The organism is Leifsonia sp. NPDC080035, assembly GCF_040050925.1.
Classification (GTDB): domain Bacteria; phylum Actinomycetota; class Actinomycetes; order Actinomycetales; family Microbacteriaceae; genus Leifsonia.
In genome coordinates this window covers 462,111-478,977 of the sequence record NZ_CP157390.1, presented here as the reverse complement: position 1 = coordinate 478,977, position 16,867 = coordinate 462,111, and the positions used below count along the sequence as shown (strand labels likewise).

Below are 16,867 nucleotides of genomic sequence, written 5' to 3'. Positions count from 1 at the left end.
GGAAACGATGGCGACAACATCCCCGTCCAGGCTCGGCCCCGCCGAGCGCGCCGAAGCGATCGCCGCGCTGAAGGACACCGAACTCGACATCCTCGTCGTCGGCGGCGGCATCGTCGGCGTCGGCAGCGCGGTGGACGCGGTCACCCGCGGCCTGAGCGTCGGCCTGGTGGAGGCGCGCGACTTCGCGTCCGGCACCTCCAGCCGCTCGTCCAAGCTCGTCCACGGCGGCATCCGCTACCTGGAGCAGCTCGACTTCGGGCTCGTCCGGGAGGCGCTGATCGAGCGCGGCCTGCTGCTGCAGCGCATCGCGCCGCACCTGGTGAAGCCGGTACGGTTCCTCTACCCGCTGCACAAGCGGGTGTGGGAGCGGTTCTACATCGGCGCCGGGATGATGCTCTACGACATCTTCTCCTACACGGGTCTGCGCCCGCCGGGGGTCCCGCACCACCGGCACCTCAGCAAGCGCCAGGTGCTCCGCGCCATCCCGAGCCTCGCGAGCGACGCGCTCGTCGGTGGCATCACCTACTACGACGCCCAGGTGGACGACGCCCGCTACACCGCGACCCTGGCGCGCACCGCAGCGAACTACGGCGCGCACGTCGCCACCCGGGTCCGCGTGGAGGGATTCCTCAAGGTGGGGGAGCGGGTCGTCGGGGTGCAGGCGCACGACCTGGAGACCGGAGAGCGCTTCGAGATCCGCGCCAAGCAGGTCGTCAACGCGACCGGTGTGTGGACCGACGACACCCAGGCGATGGTCGGGGAGCGCGGCCAGTTCAAGGTGCGCGCGTCCAAGGGCATCCACCTCGTCGTGCCGCGCGACCGCTTCCAGTCGAAGATGGGCCTGCTGCTGCGCACCGAGAAGAGCGTCCTGTTCGTGATCCCGTGGGGGAGGCACTGGCTGATCGGCACCACCGACACCGACTGGCACCTCGACAAGGCGCACCCGGCGGCGACGGCGGCGGACATCGACTACCTGCTCGCCCACGTCAACGAGGTGCTCAACGTGCCGCTGACCAGGGAGGACGTGGAGGGCGTGTACGCCGGCCTCCGCCCGCTTCTGGCGGGGGAGTCGGAGGAGACCTCGAAGCTGTCCCGCGAGCACCTGGTGGCGCACTCCGTCCCCGGCCTCGTCGTGATCGCCGGCGGCAAGTGGACGACCTACCGGGTGATGGCCAAGGACGCGATCGACGCGGCCGTCGACGCCCTGGACGGCAAGATCCCCGCCAGCACCACCATGGAGATCCCGCTCGTCGGCGCCGAGGGCTACCAGGCCGCCTGGAACCGCCGCGGCCGGATCGCGTCGCAGAGCGGCCTGCATCCCGCCAGGATCGAGCACCTCCTGAACCGCTACGGGACGCTCGCCGAGGACATCCTGGAGCTGGTGCGCGAGAACCCGTCGCTCGCCGACGCGCTGCCGGGCGCGGACGACTACATCGGCGCCGAAGTCGTGTACGCGGCCTCACACGAGGGCGCCCTGCACCTGGAGGACGTGCTCGCCCGCCGCACCAGGATCTCGATCGAGGCGTGGGACCGCGGCGTCTCCGCGGCGCCCGTCGCGGCGTCGCTGATGGCCGGGGTGCTCGGCTGGGACAAGGCGCGGGAGGAGCGCGAGGTGCAGACCTACCTCAAGCGCGTCGCCGCCGAGCGGGAGAGCCAGCTGCAGCCCGACGACGAGTCCGCCGACCGCGTGCGGCTGGAGGCGCCGGACATCGTGGATGTGGACGCCGAGGCCGCGAAGGCGGCGAAGGTCACCCGCACCGCGAAGGCGTAGCACTCCCGCCGTCCACGCGAGGGACGCGTCGACGACGCGCCCCTCCCGTGCCCGGGCGGGCCGCGTCTGTACCCCGGGGGACGTCCAGCTGCCTCCGATAGGGTGGAAGCAGTGCCCGCGACGGATGGAGACGGATGATGGTTGACGTTCGACGGGTCAAACTGCCCGGGGTAGGGGTGTTGCACACCTTCGTCACGGACGACGGCGGCAAAGTCGGCGTGATCGCCCACCGGTCCGGGCACAGCGACCTGATCACGTTCTCGGATCACGAAGACGGCGCAGACGTCACCAAGGTGTCGTTGCGCCTCAGCGAGGACGAAGCGCATACGCTCGCCGAGCTGCTCGGCGGAACCCAGATCACGGAGTCGCTGACCGCCCTGGACCAGATCCCCGGGCTCAGCATCGACTGGTTCTCCGTGGACTACGAGGACTACATCGCCGGCCAGCAGCTCGGGGCCCCCGGCGACCGCGGCTTCGTCGGTCTCACCGTCGTGGCCGTCGTGCGCGGAGACTCCGCCAACCCCGCGCCCGCCCCCGACTTCAAGGTCTTCCCCGGCGACACGCTCGTGGTGGCGGGGACGCCGGAGAAGGTGGCGAAGGCGTTCGCGTTCTTCCGCACCGGCGAGACCGCTGCGCGGGCCGCTGCCGACGCGCCGCCGGGAGGCTGATCCATGCATCTCGGAGAAGACCTCATCGTTCTCGGCATCCTGCTGCTCGTCGCCTACGTGCTCGGACGCCTCGGCAAGCTGGTGGGTCTCCCCGCGATACCCATCTACATGCTCGTCGGGCTGCTCGCCAGCCCGCACACCGGCTGGTTCCCGCTCGACTTCGAGAGCCACTACATCGAGCTCATCGCGATCTTCGGGCTCATCCTGCTGCTGTTCAATCTCGGCCTGGAGTTCGACCAGGACGAGTTCTTCGGCAACTTCGGCAAGCTCGTCGTCTCCGGCGGCTCGTACATCCTCATCAACATGGGGGTCGGGCTCGTCTTCGGCTTCATGGTCGGCTGGGGCACCAGGGAGGCGCTCGTCATCGCGGGCATGACGGCCACGTCCTCCTCCGCGATCGTGACGAAATTGCTCATCGAGCTGCGGAGGCTGCCCAACACCGAGACGCCGATGATCCTCGGCGTCACGGTGGTCGAGGACATCTTCATCGCGATCTACCTGGCCATCATCTCGGTCGTGCTGAGCGGCGAGACCGACTTCTGGCCGATGGTCGGGAAACTGGCGATCGCGTTCCTGTTCCTCGTGGTCATGTTCACGATCGCACGCTGGGGCGGCCGGGTGGTGTCCCGGCTGTTCCGCACGAAGGACGACGAGCTCTTCACCATCCTGTTCTTCGGCCTGGCCGTGCTGTTCGCCGGTGTCGGCGAGATCCTGGGCGTGACGGACGCGATCGGAGCGTTCCTGATCGGCCTCGTGCTCGGCGCGACCAAGTACCGGAACAAGATCGAGCACATCGCCATCCCGCTGCGGGACGTGTTCGCCGCCTTCTTCTTCCTGAACTTCGGTCTCGCGCTCGACCCGGCGAAGTTCCCGTCCGTGCTCATACCGGTGCTCGCCGCCGTCGCCATGACGATCGTGCTCAACATCCTGGCCGGGCAGTTCGTCGCCTGGATCAACAAGATGGGACCGCAGGCCGGCATCAACACGACGGTGATCCTGCAGAACCGGGGCGAGTTCGCGCTCATCCTCGCGACCCTGTCGATCAGTGCCGGGCTGGATCCGCGCATCCAGCCGTTCGCCGGTTTGTACGTGCTGATCATGGCGGTCCTGGGGCCGATCCTCGCAGCGAACTCCGAGAAGATCGGTGCGATGATCCTACGGACCGGTAAACCCAAGCGGCGCAGCCGGCGGAAGACGCGCGACCCGATGCTGGACGAGGAGATCGCGCTCGTCGAGGCGGCCACCGCCGACCTGGACTCCGACACGCGCCGCGAGGGTACGAGCGCGGACGAGACGCGCCAGTCCGTCGATCGCATCGTCGAGCAGGCGATGCAGCAGCAGGACTCGGGTGAGATGCGAGAGCGGGACTGAGCCATTAGCGAGACGAACGACAGCGGTGAGACCACGCTGTTCCGGATGATGCTGCGCCCGCGCTGGATCGGTGCGCTGATCTTCGCGCTCGCGCTCGCTGCGGGCTTCGCCTGGCTCGGTCAGTGGCAGCTCGAGCGCGCCATCGAGTCGGGCAAGGCGGTCGAGGCGCCGAGCGAGACGGTGCTGCCGCTGGAGCAGGTGGCGAAGCCGGGCGGCCCGATCCGGGACGCCGCGGTCGGCCAGCTGGTGTCGTTCACGGCCACCTTCACGCCCGGGGACGAGCAGCTGCTGTACGACCGGCTGAACCTCGGCCGCAGCGGATACTGGGTCGTCAGCCACGCGACGGTGCAGATCGGCGGGAAGCCGGTCGCGCTCGCCGTGGCACGGGGCTGGGCGCCCGACGAGGCGACGGCGAAGGCCGCGGCCGCCCGGCTCGCGGACGAGCCGGCGAGCTCCCAGAGGATCGTCGGGCGCATCCTGCCCGACGAGCAGCCCGAGGTGCCCTCCGACAAGCAGAACCCGACGACCATGCGCACCCTCGGCGTCGGCGCGCTCTACAACCTGTGGCACGGCGTCGACGGGATGGACGTGTACTCCGCGTACGTCGTCGACCGCACGCCGCCCGCGGGGCTGACGAAGATCGACTCGCCTCCGCCGATCGCCCAGACGGAGCTGAACTGGCTCAACATCTTCTACGCGGCCGAGTGGATCATCTTCGCCGGCTTCGCGATCTTCCTCTGGTACCGCCTCGTGAAGGACGCGAAGCAGAGGGAGGATGAGCTCCGCGAGCTCGCCGAGGCCGACGCGTCGGCGGCAGGGACCCCGGCCGAGCCGCCCGCGCGGGGAAAGTAGAATAGCCTCATGCCCCTCGCTCCAAAACTCGAAGACTTCCCGAAGATCCGGGGGGCTCTGCGGTTCTACCAGGTGTTCGCGTACATCACGGGCATCATGCTGCTCCTGCTCTGCGCGGAGATGATCGTGAAGTACGGGCTCGGCTACGAGCTGTTCGCGTTCAGCAACTACGGCGCTCTGACGTTCGTCCCGGTGAAGACGGCCGTTGCGCCCACCGGCGTCGACCTCAGCACGGGCATCCTGATCGCGCACGGCTGGCTGTACGTCGTGTACCTGTTCTCCGACTTCCGCCTGTGGAGCCTGATGCGCTGGCCGTTCACGAAGTTCGTCATGATCGCCCTCGGCGGCGTCGTGCCGTTCCTGTCCTTCTTCGTGGAGGCGCGCATCAGCAAGCAGGTCAAGACCTATCTGGCCGGCCGTGAGGCCGAGGCCGCGAACCTCGTGGAGGCGACAAATTAGCACCGACGCAGCATTCAGCGACCTGCTGGGGGGAGCCGACTCGGCGAACCCGGCCGGGCCCGTCCTCGTGGTCGACTTCGGCGCGCAGTACGCGCAGCTGATCGCCCGGCGCGTTCGCGAGGCGAACGTGTACTCCGAGATCGTGCCGCACACCGTCACGGCCGCCGAGGTCGCCGCCAAGCGGCCCTCCGGCATCGTGCTCTCTGGCGGACCCTCGAGCGTGTATGAGGAGGGCGCCCCGGCACTCGACACCGGCATCCTCGAGCTCGGCGTCCCGGTGCTCGGCATCTGCTACGGCTTCCAGGTGATGGCGACCGCCCTCGGCGGCGAGGTCGCGAAGACCGGCCGCCGCGAGTACGGCTCGACCGCGGTGCGCATCCCCGGCAGCGCGAACGAGAGCAGCCTCCTCGGCGGCCAGCCCGAGGAGCAGACGGCGTGGATGAGCCACGGCGACTCCGTCTCGCGCGCACCGGAGGGCTTCGAGGTTCTCGCCTCGACCGACGACACCCCGGTCGCCGCGTTCGCGAACGACGAGCGGAAGCTCTACGGCGTGCAGTGGCACCCGGAGGTGAAGCACTCGGTGTACGGCCAGGCCGTTCTCGAGAACTTCCTGCACCGCGCCGCCGGCATCCCCGCCGACTGGAACAGCGGCAACGTGATCACCGACCAGGTGGCCGCGATCCGCGCGCAGGTCGGCAGCGGCCGCGTTCTGTGCGCGCTCTCCGGCGGCGTCGACTCCGCCGTCGCGGCGGCGCTCGTGCACAAGGCCGTCGGCGACCAGCTCGTGTGCGTGTTCGTCGACCACGGTCTGCTCCGCAAGGACGAGGCCCGGCAGGTCGAGGTGGACTACGTCGCCTCCACCGGTGTGCGCCTGGTGACGGTGAATGCTCAGGAGCAGTTCCTGTCCGCGCTCGCCGGCGTCAGCGACCCGGAGACCAAGCGCAAAATCATCGGCCGTGAGTTCATCCGCGTGTTCGAGCAGGCGCAGGCGGACCTCATCGCCGAGGCGGAGAGCGACGGCGACCCCATCCGCTTCCTGGTGCAGGGCACGCTCTACCCGGACGTGGTGGAGTCGGGCGGCGGCACCGGAACGGCGAACATCAAGAGCCACCACAACGTGGGCGGGCTCCCCGAGGATCTGCAGTTCGAGCTCGTCGAGCCGCTGCGCACGCTGTTCAAGGACGAGGTGCGGGCGATCGGCCGCGAGCTCGGCCTCCCGGAGGCCATCGTCGGCCGTCAGCCGTTCCCCGGCCCGGGCCTCGGCATCCGCATCGTCGGCGAGGTCACACAGGAGCGCCTCGACCTGCTGCGCGAGGCCGACGCGATCGTGCGCGCCGAGCTGACCGCGGCCGGCCTCGACGCCGAGATCTGGCAGTGCCCGGTGGTGCTGCTCGCGGACGTCCGCTCGGTCGGCGTCCAGGGCGACGGCCGCACCTACGGTCACCCGATCGTGCTGCGCCCGGTCTCCAGCGAGGACGCGATGACGGCCGACTGGACGCGCCTGCCGTACGACCTGCTGGCGAGGATCTCCAACCGCATCACGAACGAGGTGGACGGGGTCAACCGCGTGGTGCTCGACGTGACGTCGAAGCCGCCGGGGACCATCGAGTGGGAGTGACCCCTCGGGGTAGCGAGAAGGGCCGGGATGCGTTCGCATCCCGGCCCTTCTGCTTTGCGCTGCTCTGCTCTGCTCTGCGCGTCGCTCCCGACTAGTCGCGGGAGATGGCCAGCAGTCGCAGGATCTCCAGGTACAGCCAGATGACGGTGACCATGATGCCGAAGGCGCCGGACCAGCCGAAGATGCGCGGTGCGCGGTTCTTCACGCCGCGCTGGATGAAGTCGAAGTCGAGCACCAGCGAGTAGGCGCCCATGATGACGACCAGCACGCCGATGATCAGGCCCAGCTTGATGCCGGTGTTGCCGAGCTCCACACTGTTCAGGCCGAACGCACCGTTCGTGACGCCCGTCCACATCAGGATGACGTTGATGAGCGAGTACGCGAGGTAGCCGAACATCGCGATGAGGAAGACCTTGGTCGCCTTCGCGGACGCGCGCACCTTGCCGGAGGCGAAGAGTGCGAGGGTCACGCCGACGACGGCGAGCGTGCCGATGACCGCCTGGATGACGATGCCCGGCCAGTTGGTCTCGAAGATCATCGAGATGGCGCCGATGAAGATGCCCTGCGCGCCCGCGTAGCTCAGGACGAGCGCCGGCGACGGCTTCTTCTTGAAGATGTTGACGAGGGCGAGGACGAAGCCGATCAGCGCCGCCGGGAGGGCGAGCGCGGGGACGAGCCAGCCGACGACGGCGCCCGCGACCAGGACCGCGAACGAGATCGCCGTCTTGTTGATGGTGTCCTCGACCGTCATCCGGTCGGTGTCGACCGACGACGCGGACGGCGCCTGGTACATCTGCTCCAGGTTCTCCGCGGTCAGCGTGGAGGCCGTCTGAGCCTGGCCGCCGTTCTGGAAGGCCGGATTGGTCGAGAATGCCGGGTTGGTGAGTGCCATGGGTTCCTCGCTCTGTGGTGGGACCGTGCGACGGTCTCGGTCAGACCAATCTATCCGTTCGTTTTCTGAGAGTTCTGACAGATTGCCATGAATCGACTGCGACCGCGATCCAGCGGGCCAGCCAGGCCGCGGCGACGATCGTGGCGGAGCTGACCAGCACCGTGATCCAGCCCTGCTCGTATGTGTGGATGGTCTGGCCGAGCATGACGCTCGCGGCGATCGGGAGAACCAGCACGGCATAGGAAGGGAGCGGCCGCAGCCGGACGAGCAGCCAGGCGGCCAGCATCACGGCGTAGCACCACGCGAACCCGGAACCGCCGAGCATGAGCCAGGTGAAGCCGAGCACCGGGAGCGGAACCGCGACGCGCCGCCCGATGGTCGAGGGCATCACCGCCCAGGCCGCCGGCTGCAGGAGGGAGCCGGCCAGCAGGAACGGCAGGCTGTACGCGGTGGTGATGAGGATGCATCCCGTGCCGACGACGAGGAGGCCGATCGCCGCCAGCAGACGCGGGCGGTACGCGCCCCAGCGCAGCTCCAGCCGGCTCGCGGGCTCCCGCCACCCGGATCGCCCGGCGCTCCACGCCGAGCGCCACCCGGCGCGCCATCCGGCGCGGCGGTCGGGGGGAGCGGCGGCGGGCACGGCTCGATTCTCGCACCACGCGGGCTCCCGCAGGCAGCCCCCGAGCGCGGGCTAGGATCGCCACATGCGTGCCCGGCGTTCCCCCCTTGTGATCGGTCACCGCGGCGCGCCCGGGTACCGGCCGGAGCACACCTCCGCCGCGTACGAGCTGGCGTTCGCACTGGGGGCGGATGCGGTCGAGCCGGACATCGTCGCCACCAAGGACGGTGTCCTCGTCCTGCGCCACGAGAACGAGATCTCCGGCACAACCACGGTCGCCGACCACCCCGAGTTCGCGGACCGCCGCTGCACGAAGGAGGTCGACGGCGTCCCCCTGACGGGATGGTTCACCGAGGACTTCACCTGGCAGGAGCTGTCGACGCTCCGGGCGAAGGAGCGGCTGCCCGGTCTCCGCCAGGCGAGCGCGACCTTCGACGGGCGCTACCCGATCCTGCGGCTCGCGGACCTGCTGGCTCTGGTCGACAGGGCCTCCGACGACGCGGGACGCGCCCTCGGCCTGGTCGCCGAGCTGAAGCACGCCACGTATTTCGAGGCAGCGGGCCTCCCGCTCGACGAGCTCTTCATGGCCGAGTTGACCGAAGCGGGCTGGCCCGAGCATCCGGGTCTCGTCGTGGAGAGCTTCGAGAAGACCATCCTCGGCCGGCTCCACGAACGTGGTTTCCGCGGCTCCCGCGTCTACCTCCTCGAGTCGGAGGGCGCCCCCGCCGACAGGGTCGCCACCCTCGGCGCGGCCGCTCCCGGCTACTCGACCGACCTCACCCTGCGCGGCCTGTACGCGCTCGGCTCCGCCGCGTCGCCGGCCGACCGGGTGGACGGGATCAGCGTGGACACCGCGCAGGTGCTGCACGCCGGCTCCGTCTCGATCGGCCTCTTCGGCGAGGACCAGGGCGGTGTCGACATCGGCGCCGTCACCTCCGACCTCGTCGACTCGGCGCATTCGGCGGGGCTCTCGGTCTACACGTGGACCCTGCGGCCGGAGAACGCCGAGCTGCCCGCCGACTTCCGCTCGGACGGCCGCGACGACGAGTGGGGCGACTGGCGTCGCCTCTACTCCATCCTTCTGCACTCGGGCGTCGACGGGGTATTCGCCGACCATCCCGACCTCGCCGTCGCCGTGCGCGACGGCCGCTGACCGTCCCGAGCCGCCCGGTGTCACCGTCCCCGGCGGAATGACAGTGGGGACGGCTAAAATCGATGGAGACATGACGAGCCTCCCCGACGCCCCCTCCCCGTCCTCCTCCGTTCCGATCATCCTCGACGGCTGGGAGGGCGATCCGCGCTCGGGCGCCACCGCCGCGGTGGGCGGCGCGGCCGGTCAGGGCGGCTCCGGTGGTGCAGGCGGTTCCGGCGGTCACCGCGGGCCGAACGACCGGCTGTTCGCCGGCCTCAACCCGCAGCAGCGCGAGGCGGCCGAATACCGCGGCCAGGCGCTGCTCATCGTCGCGGGCGCCGGGTCGGGCAAGACCAGCGTCCTCACCCGGCGCATCGCCGGCCTGATCGAGAGTCGCGAGGCGTGGCCGAGCGAGATCCTGGCGATCACGTTCACCAACAAGGCGGCGAATGAGATGCGCGAGCGCGTCGAGCAGCTTCTGGGCGGCAAGGCGCAGGGGATGTGGATCTCGACGTTCCACTCGGCGTGCGTCCGCATCCTCCGGCGCGAGGCGGAGACGATCGGCAAGACCCAGAGCTTCACCATCTACGACTCCGGTGACTCGCGGGCGCTCCTCAAGCGGATCATCAAGGAGCTCGACGCCGACACGCTCGGCTTCACCGTCTCCGGCGCCGCCGGCCGGATCTCCAAGCTCAAGAACGAGTTGACGGACATCGAGACCTTCGCGCGCTCGGCGAACCTGAGCGATCCGAAGGAGGTCATGTTCCTGGAGATCTTCCGCCAGTACACGCGCGCCCTCCGTCGCGCGAACGCGTTCGACTTCGACGACCTGATCGCCGAGACCGTGTTCCTGTTCCGGGCCTTCCCGAAGGTCGCGGCGCTGTACCAGACCCGGTTCCGGCACATCCTCGTCGACGAGTACCAGGACACCAACCACGCTCAGTACGCGCTCATCCGGGAGCTGACCCGGCCCGTCGCGCCCGACATCGCCGACGAGATGGAGTCGCACGGTCGCAACGTCGCGAAGCTGCGCGACGCGGTCGGCGTCATCCCGAGCGCCTCCCTCACGGTCGTCGGCGACTCCGATCAGTCGATCTACGCGTTCCGCGGAGCGGACATCCGCAACATCGTCGAGTTCGAGCGGGACTTCCCCGGCGCGAAGGTGGTGCTGCTCGAGCAGAACTACCGTTCGACGCAGAACATCCTCAGCGCGGCCAACGCGGTGATCGCGAACAACTTCGACCGCAAGGACAAGAACCTGTGGACGGCCGTCGGCGACGGCGAGAAGATCATCGGCTACACGGGCTACTCGGGACACGACGAGGCGCAGTTCGTCGCCGACGAGATCGAGAAGCTGCACGCGGCGGGCACCGACTACAAGGACATCGCGGTCTTCTACCGCACGAACGCCCAGACCCGTGCGCTCGAGGAGATCTTCATCCGGTCGGCTCTGCCGTACAAGGTGATGGGCGGCACGAAGTTCTACGAGCGTGCCGAGATCAAGGACGCGATGGCGTACCTGATCACCGTCGCGAACCCGGATGACACCCTCGCGCTCCGCCGCATCCTGAACACCCCCAAGCGCGGTATCGGCCCGGCGACGGAGACGCAGCTGGCCAGCTACGCCGAGGACAACGGCATGACGTTCCGGGAGGCCATGCGCGACGCGGGCTCCCTCGGGCTGGGCCCGAAGGTGACGGCCGCGATCCTCCAGCTCTCCGGGCTGCTCGACGAGGCCGCTGCGAAGGTCGATCCGCAGAATCCCGCTGGAGTCTCGGCCGTCGCCGACGTGCTGACCTTCCTGCTCGACGGCAGCGGTTACCTGGAGGTGCTGCGCAACAGCCGTGATCCGCAGGACGAGGCACGCGCAGAGAACGTCGACGAGCTGGTCGCGGTGACGCGCGAGTTCGCGCGCAACAACCCCGAGGGCACCCTGGTGGACTTCCTGACGGAGGTGTCGCTGGTCGCAGCCGCCGACGAGATCGACGACTCCAGCGGCGCGGTGTCGCTGATGACCCTGCACACGGCGAAGGGCCTCGAGTACGACGCCGTCTTCCTCACCGGCATCGAGGAGGACCTGCTCCCGCATCGCATGTCGGCGAACGAGCCCGGCGGGCCTGCCGAGGAGCGGCGGCTGTTCTATGTGGGCATCACCCGCGCCAAGAAGCGCCTGTTCCTCTCGCTCGCCATGACCCGCGCCCAGTTCGGCGAGACCGCCGTCGCCATGCCGAGCCGTTACCTTCAAGAGATCCCCGCAGAGCTCATCGAGTGGAGGCAGTCGCCGGGCGCGGCGAACGGCCGTGGCGGGACGCAGTCACGCGCCCTCAACGCGCGCCGGCCGGGGATCGGCGGCGGGTCAGGCGGCCGCTGGAACGAGAGCTTCTCGTCCGGCGGTTTCACGGCGACCGCCGAACGACCGAAGGCGGAGTGGCCGAACCGCGTCACCGGTAAGGTGCGCGACAACGGCGACCTGGAGCTCGTGGCTGGCGACCGCATCCGCCACGCGGACTTCGGCGAGGGCCGTGTCACCAACGTGACCGGCGAGGGCGCGAAGCGCGTCGCGCACGTCCAGTTCGAGAAGGTGGGCGCGAAGAAGCTCCTCATCAAGATCGCCCCGATCGACAAGCTGTGAGGCCGGCCGGACTCGCCTCGATGAGCGTCGAGGTCGGTTTCCGCGCGGCGACCGCCGTTGCCATCCCCCTCCTCGTGCTTCTGGCGCTCGGGCGGCTGGACCTCGCCGCGTACGCGACGTTCGGAGCCTTCACCGCTCTGTACGGGCGCAACGAGCCGTACCGGCTGCGGTTGAGGAGCGTGACCGTGGCGGGCATCGCGCTGCTGGTCAGCATCGCCCTGGGGATCGTGGTCGCCGCACTCGGCGAGCCGCTTCCGCTGCTGACGTTGCTGCTCGTCATCGTCGTGGCCGGGGGCACCTTCCTTTCGTCCGGTTTCCAGCTGCTGCCCGCGCAGCCGCTGTTCTTCGTCTTCGCCCTCCTGGTCTGCGGCGCTATCCCCACACCCGCCGCAGAGATCCTGCCCCGCATCGCGCTCGCCGTGCTCGTGGCGGCGTTCTCGTGGCTGCTGACGATGTCGGGATGGCTCGTCCGGCGCGTGGCCGCCCGCGCGGGCGGTGCAGGGGCGCGCGAGTCGGTGCTGCTCAAGGAGCTCCGGCGCCGGCCGAGCGTCGACCGGACCGTGTTCCGCGATCCGCGCGTCTGGCTGACCGTGGGGCAGAACGTGGTCGGTGTCGTCCTCGCAGGCGGGGTCGCCGTCGTCTTCGGTCTCGGCCACGCGTACTGGGCAGTGGTGAGCCTGGTCGCCGTCATCCCGCCGGCGCGTGCCGCGCACTCCATCTCGCGGTCGCTGCACCGCATCGTCGGCACGATCGTGGGTGTCGGCGTGACCGCCCTGATCCTGGTCTGGTCGCCGCCGCCGATCGTCGTCATCCTCGTGATCGTCGTGTGCCAGTTCTTCGCCGAGATGCTGGTCGGACGCCACTACGGCACGGCGCTCGTCTTCATCACGCCGATGGCCCTCTCCGTCTCGCACCTCGCCAGCCCGGCACCGCTCAGCGCCCTCGTCGTGGACAGGGTCCTCGAAACGGTGCTCGGGGCCGGCGTCGGCATCGTGCTGGTGCTCCTCGCGCGCTGGCTGGAGCGCTCGCGCGGTCTTGCTCCCTAACCGGAGGAGGGATCGGGGTGTCCCGTCGCCCCGGGCCGCGCGCGTGCGGCCCGGCGCAGCCGGCGGAGGTATGCGTCGCGTGAGGCGTGCCGCAGGCGGGCGGGGAGTCTCGGGTACACGGCCGCGGTCAGCCGCATCCGGCGTTCGAAGCGGTCCTGCTGCTTCTCGGTCCACGGCAGCCCGAAGCTCTCCCGGACGGACGCGGGGAGCAGGCCGGCCGTGACCAGCCTGACGTCGGGAAGCAGCAGCCGCATCCAGCCCGGAACCCCGCGCGGATACAGGATCTGCCGGGACACCGCCAGGGTCGCGTCGTTGACGCGCAGGCCCGCGATCATGTCCTGCCAGTAGACGTCGAAGTCGTCGAGCGTCGCGGGCCAGCGCTCCGGCGGGACCTGGAGGTTGACGCCCAGCTCCCGGAACTCGTTGTAGGCCTCCTCCGCCGCCTGCGGTTCGAGCGGTCCGTGCACACGCGCGTACAGATCCATCATCGTGTGGTAGATCGTGGCGGAGACCCAGAGCTGGAGACTGGGGTCGAAGGCGTTGTACGCCGGTCCGGCTCCGTCCGCGGTTCCACGCACCGGAACGTGCGCCCTGTTCACCCGGCGTCGCACGGTCGCGAACTCCTCCGGGGTCGCGAAGAGTCCGGCGGTGAGGAACACCATCGTGGCGTGGAACCGATCCATGACCCGGTTCGCGAAGTCGCTGTGCTCGGCGACGCCACGGCCGATCGCCGGGTGAGCGATCTGCAGGAGCAGCGCGCAGCCCCCGCCCGCCACCACGAGGGACTCCGCCGCGATGCGCCGCAGGGGACTGGTCTCTTCGCGCCCATCCGTGTCCACCGTTCCATGCTGCCGGGCTCTCCTGAGCGTGCGCGGTGCGTTGCGCCGTCACCGGCGGCTCCCCTCGTCGAGCGGGACGAACGTGGCCCGGCGGGGAGTCTGCCGGCGCGCGCGCCGTCGCCGTCCGAGGAACACCAGACCGGTCCCGCCGAGTGCGCTCGCCGCGGCCAACCCGGCGGGGAGGACGGCGTCGGATGCGCCGGTGGCGGCGAGTTCGGTCGGCCCGGACGACGGAAGGGAGACGGAAGCCGGTGCCGCCGCGAGCGTCACCTCCGATGCGACCCCGAACGCGGACTGCCAGGGCCGGAGCCGCTGGCCGCCGGCGTCGGGCGGGGTGCGTTCCGGCCGGATGCGTTCCGTCCAGACGTAGTAGCCCGCGGCCGCGAGCTCGCAGGCCGGTGTTTCGTACTCGCCCGGTCCCGTCACGATCGTCTCGACGGCACAGGCCTCTGGCGCGCCCTCGGGGACCGCAGGCGCCTCCTGCACGCGCTCCGCGAACGGGCCGTGCAGGGTGCTCTCGACGACAGCCTCCACCGGTGACAGCCCTTCCTCCGTCTCGTGGACACCCCACGACGGGAGCAGCCCCTCTCCCGTGTCGACCGAGACCGTCAGCCTGTCGGCGACGCGGGCGCCCGGCTCCGCGGTCGCCGTGCTGGTGACGGTCTCGACACGTGGCTGGAACGGCAGCGGTGACGGACCCGACACCGTGGCGTCGCCGTGCGCCTCTGCTGTCGCGGGAACGGCGATCAGGACGGCCTGGGCGTCGTCGCGTGGGACCGCGACCTTGATGGTCGGGCCGTAGGGGAGTGCGCGGAAGGTCGCGGCAGCGGAGACGGAGACCGTCGGATCCTGACCGGTGGGGACGATGGCGATGTCGGTGCCGGAGGGGACGTCCGCCACCGACGTGCCGTCCTCGAACGTCGCACCGTCGAGGGTCACGTGGGCGCGGTGCGCGCCCGGCTTCAGGTGCTCCGCTCCGCTCAGCCGGTCGACCGTGAGCTCGACACGCAGGCGTCCGGCCCCTGTCTCCGCCAGCTCGAGCACGAGGTCGGCGTGCACGCCCGTCGAGGCGAGCCTGCCCGCCTCGTCCGCCATCTGGCGTGCCCGCGCCAGCACGGCGCCCGCGTCGCCTTCCGCTCGTGCAGCGACCTCTTCGGCCGTGTGCCCGCCGAGCCCCGCGACGAGCCAGGTCGCGATCTGCCCGGCGGCCGCCGTGAGCCGGTCGCTCGTGCCGGCCCAGGTGCGGGAGATGTATGCGAGCTGGGCGGACTGCGCGGGTGTGTACCAGCCGAGGGCGGCACCGTCCCGGTAGTCGAGCACGTGACCGGTCGGACTCTCCTTCCCAGCGTTCAGGCAGAAGCCCTGCGTGCCGTCGTCGAGGCGGTACGTGCCGAGCCACCAGCCGTCGCTCGAGAGGTAGCCGGGCCCGTGCCCGTTCCCGCTTAGCGCGTGGGCCGGCGCAGCACCGGCCACGCCGTTCACCACCGCCAGGAAGACGGCGAGACCGGCCAGAGCGATCGAGGTGAGGAGGTGCCTTGTGCGGTTCGTCATGCGGACAGGCTCGCCGGGAGCACAATCGCGTGGAGCCGGATGCGGAGATCTGTGGAGAGCCCTGCGCGGTGCCACCCCTGTGAGGGACCGCAGGATTCGGGCTGTTCAGGCGGACGCGCTAAAGTTCTTCCTGGCGAATTTATCTCGGCGTCGAGCTATTCTCCCGCCGTACCGCCCAGCAGATAACAGCCGGAAGCGTCACGAACGCAACGGACCATCAGCGGATTGGATAACCGTGGATCTATACGAGTACCAGGCCAGAGACCTGTTTGAGAAGTACGGGGTCCCGGTCCTTCCGGGCATCGTCGCGGACACTCCGGAGGAGGTGCGGGCGGCCGCCGAGAAGCTCGGCGGCGTGACCGTCGTCAAGGCGCAGGTCAAGGTCGGAGGCCGAGGCAAGGCAGGCGGCGTCAAGGTCGCCAAGACCCCGGCCGACGCCGAGGAGGCCGCCAAGGCCATCCTGGGCCTGGACATCAAGGGCCACGTGGTCCGTCGCGTCATGGTCGCGGGCGGCGCCCGGATCGCGCGCGAGTTCTACTTCTCGGTGCTCCTCGACCGCGCCAACCGCTCCTACCTGTCGCTCACGAGCGTCGAGGGCGGCATGGAGATCGAGCAGCTCGCCGTCGAGAAGCCGGAGGCGCTCGCCCGCATCGAAGTGGACCCGCGAGGCGGCGTCGACCACGCCAAGGCGGTCGAGATCGCCAAGGCGGCCGGATTCCCCGAGGAGCTCGTCGAGAAGGTCGCCGACGTCTTCGTCAAGCTGTACGAGGTCTACACCGGCGAGGACGCGACGCTCGTCGAGGTCAACCCGCTCGTTCTCACGGAGGAGGGCGACATCATCGCCCTCGACGGCAAGGTCTCGCTCGACGAGAACGCCGACTTCCGCCACCCCGACCACGAGGCGCTCGAGGACAAGGCCGCCGCCGACCCGCTGGAGGCCAAGGCCAAGGCCGCCAACCTCAACTACGTCAAGCTGGACGGCCAGGTCGGCATCATCGGCAACGGAGCCGGCCTCGTGATGTCGACGCTCGACGTCGTCGCCTACGCGGGCGAGAAGCACAAGGGCGTCAAGCCCGCCAACTTCCTCGACATCGGCGGCGGCGCGTCCGCCGAGGTCATGGCGGCGGGCCTCGACGTCATCCTGAACGACCCGCAGGTCAAGAGCGTGTTCGTCAACGTCTTCGGTGGCATCACGGCCTGCGACGCCGTCGCGAACGGCATCGTGAAGGCACTGGAGATCCTGGGCGACGAGGCGAACAAGCCGCTGGTCGTCCGCCTGGACGGCAACAACGTCGAGGAGGGCCGCCGCATCCTCACCGAGGCGAACCACCCGCTGGTCACCCTCGCTCTCACCATGGACGAAGGCGCCGACAAGGCCGCCGAGCTGGCCGCGAAGTAAGCAAGGACGTACAAGAGA

14 protein-coding genes are annotated in these 16,867 nt (G+C 69.9%); 10 read left to right on the top strand and 4 right to left on the bottom strand.

The window, feature by feature from the left end; translation table 11 throughout:
* The first annotated feature begins 7 nt into the window (after positions 1-7).
* The 6 genes from AAME72_RS02335 (at position 8) to guaA (ending at position 6,739) form a co-directional block, all read left to right on the top strand.
* On the top strand, positions 8-1,771 hold the full coding sequence (locus tag AAME72_RS02335; protein WP_348788648.1) for a glycerol-3-phosphate dehydrogenase/oxidase: 1,764 nt from the start codon (positions 8-10) through the stop codon (positions 1,769-1,771).
* Between the two features lie 176 nt (positions 1,772-1,947).
* Positions 1,948-2,439: a TrkA C-terminal domain-containing protein gene (locus AAME72_RS02330; protein ID WP_314146807.1), complete on the top strand. Its 492-nt coding sequence runs from the start codon at positions 1,948-1,950 to the stop codon at positions 2,437-2,439.
* Between the two features lie 3 nt (positions 2,440-2,442).
* Entirely contained in the window at positions 2,443-3,810 is a 1,368-nt protein-coding gene (locus AAME72_RS02325) for a cation:proton antiporter (RefSeq protein ID WP_348788647.1), read from the top strand.
* 45 nt (positions 3,811-3,855) lie between these two features.
* Positions 3,856-4,662, top strand: coding sequence for an SURF1 family protein (locus AAME72_RS02320; RefSeq protein WP_348788646.1), 807 nt, complete (start codon positions 3,856-3,858; stop codon positions 4,660-4,662).
* Between the two features lie 9 nt (positions 4,663-4,671).
* On the top strand, positions 4,672-5,121 hold the full coding sequence (locus tag AAME72_RS02315) for a DUF3817 domain-containing protein (RefSeq protein ID WP_348788645.1): 450 nt from the start codon (positions 4,672-4,674) through the stop codon (positions 5,119-5,121).
* Positions 5,122-5,188: 67 nt separating this feature from the next.
* Entirely contained in the window at positions 5,189-6,739 is a 1,551-nt protein-coding gene (gene guaA / locus AAME72_RS02310; RefSeq protein WP_348788644.1) for a glutamine-hydrolyzing GMP synthase, read from the top strand.
* Positions 6,740-6,830: 91 nt separating this feature from the next.
* Here guaA and AAME72_RS02305 read toward each other — a convergent pair whose 3' ends face one another.
* Positions 6,831-7,631, bottom strand: a complete 801-nt coding sequence (locus tag AAME72_RS02305) for a Bax inhibitor-1/YccA family protein (RefSeq protein ID WP_348788643.1) — start codon at positions 7,629-7,631, stop codon at positions 6,831-6,833.
* A 40-nt stretch (positions 7,632-7,671) separates the two neighbouring features.
* A complete protein-coding gene (locus tag AAME72_RS02300; protein ID WP_348788642.1) occupies positions 7,672-8,271 on the bottom strand; it encodes a hypothetical protein in 600 nt (199 codons plus the stop codon).
* 64 nt (positions 8,272-8,335) lie between these two features.
* Here AAME72_RS02300 and AAME72_RS02295 point away from each other — a divergent pair, with 64 nt between their 5' ends.
* The 3 genes from AAME72_RS02295 (at position 8,336) to AAME72_RS02285 (ending at position 13,060) form a co-directional block, all read left to right on the top strand.
* Positions 8,336-9,403, top strand: coding sequence for a glycerophosphodiester phosphodiesterase family protein (locus AAME72_RS02295; RefSeq protein WP_348788641.1), 1,068 nt, complete (start codon positions 8,336-8,338; stop codon positions 9,401-9,403).
* Between the two features lie 70 nt (positions 9,404-9,473).
* The gene (locus tag AAME72_RS02290) at positions 9,474-12,014 is read left to right on the top strand and encodes a UvrD-helicase domain-containing protein (RefSeq protein WP_348788640.1); all 2,541 of its coding nucleotides are present in this window, start codon (positions 9,474-9,476) and stop codon (positions 12,012-12,014) included.
* A 20-nt stretch (positions 12,015-12,034) separates the two neighbouring features.
* Positions 12,035-13,060: an FUSC family protein gene (locus tag AAME72_RS02285; RefSeq protein WP_348788639.1), complete on the top strand. Its 1,026-nt coding sequence runs from the start codon at positions 12,035-12,037 to the stop codon at positions 13,058-13,060.
* Here the strand turns inward: AAME72_RS02285 and AAME72_RS02280 are convergent.
* On the bottom strand, positions 13,057-13,899 hold the full coding sequence (locus tag AAME72_RS02280) for an oxygenase MpaB family protein (RefSeq protein ID WP_348788638.1): 843 nt from the start codon (positions 13,897-13,899) through the stop codon (positions 13,057-13,059). The two genes, AAME72_RS02285 and AAME72_RS02280, sit on opposite strands and share 4 nt — an antisense overlap.
* A 48-nt stretch (positions 13,900-13,947) precedes the next feature.
* Entirely contained in the window at positions 13,948-15,450 is a 1,503-nt protein-coding gene (locus tag AAME72_RS02275) for a hypothetical protein (protein WP_348788637.1), read from the bottom strand.
* A 235-nt stretch (positions 15,451-15,685) separates the two neighbouring features.
* Here AAME72_RS02275 and sucC point away from each other — a divergent pair, with 235 nt between their 5' ends.
* Complete coding sequence (gene sucC, locus AAME72_RS02270) at positions 15,686-16,849, top strand: ADP-forming succinate--CoA ligase subunit beta (protein ID WP_348788636.1); 1,164 nt, start codon at positions 15,686-15,688, stop codon at positions 16,847-16,849.
* Positions 16,850-16,867: the final 18 nt, after the last annotated feature.

Bases quoted from the DNA above. Each gene is read 5' to 3' on its own strand.
- AAME72_RS02335 (WP_348788648.1), top strand. From the start codon at position 8: ATGGCGACAACATCCCCGTCCAGGCTCGGCCCCGCCGAGCGCGCCGAA.
- AAME72_RS02325 (WP_348788647.1), top strand. From the start codon at position 2,443: ATGCATCTCGGAGAAGACCTCATCGTTCTCGGCATCCTGCTGCTCGTC.
- AAME72_RS02320 (WP_348788646.1), top strand. From the start codon at position 3,856: ATGATGCTGCGCCCGCGCTGGATCGGTGCGCTGATCTTCGCGCTCGCG.
- AAME72_RS02315 (WP_348788645.1), top strand. From the start codon at position 4,672: ATGCCCCTCGCTCCAAAACTCGAAGACTTCCCGAAGATCCGGGGGGCT.
- AAME72_RS02305 (WP_348788643.1), bottom strand. From the start codon at position 7,631: ATGGCACTCACCAACCCGGCATTCTCGACCAATCCGGCCTTCCAGAAC.
- AAME72_RS02295 (WP_348788641.1), top strand. From the start codon at position 8,336: ATGCGTGCCCGGCGTTCCCCCCTTGTGATCGGTCACCGCGGCGCGCCC.
- AAME72_RS02290 (WP_348788640.1), top strand. From the start codon at position 9,474: ATGACGAGCCTCCCCGACGCCCCCTCCCCGTCCTCCTCCGTTCCGATC.
- AAME72_RS02285 (WP_348788639.1), top strand. From the start codon at position 12,035: ATGAGCGTCGAGGTCGGTTTCCGCGCGGCGACCGCCGTTGCCATCCCC.
- AAME72_RS02275 (WP_348788637.1), bottom strand. From the start codon at position 15,450: ATGACGAACCGCACAAGGCACCTCCTCACCTCGATCGCTCTGGCCGGT.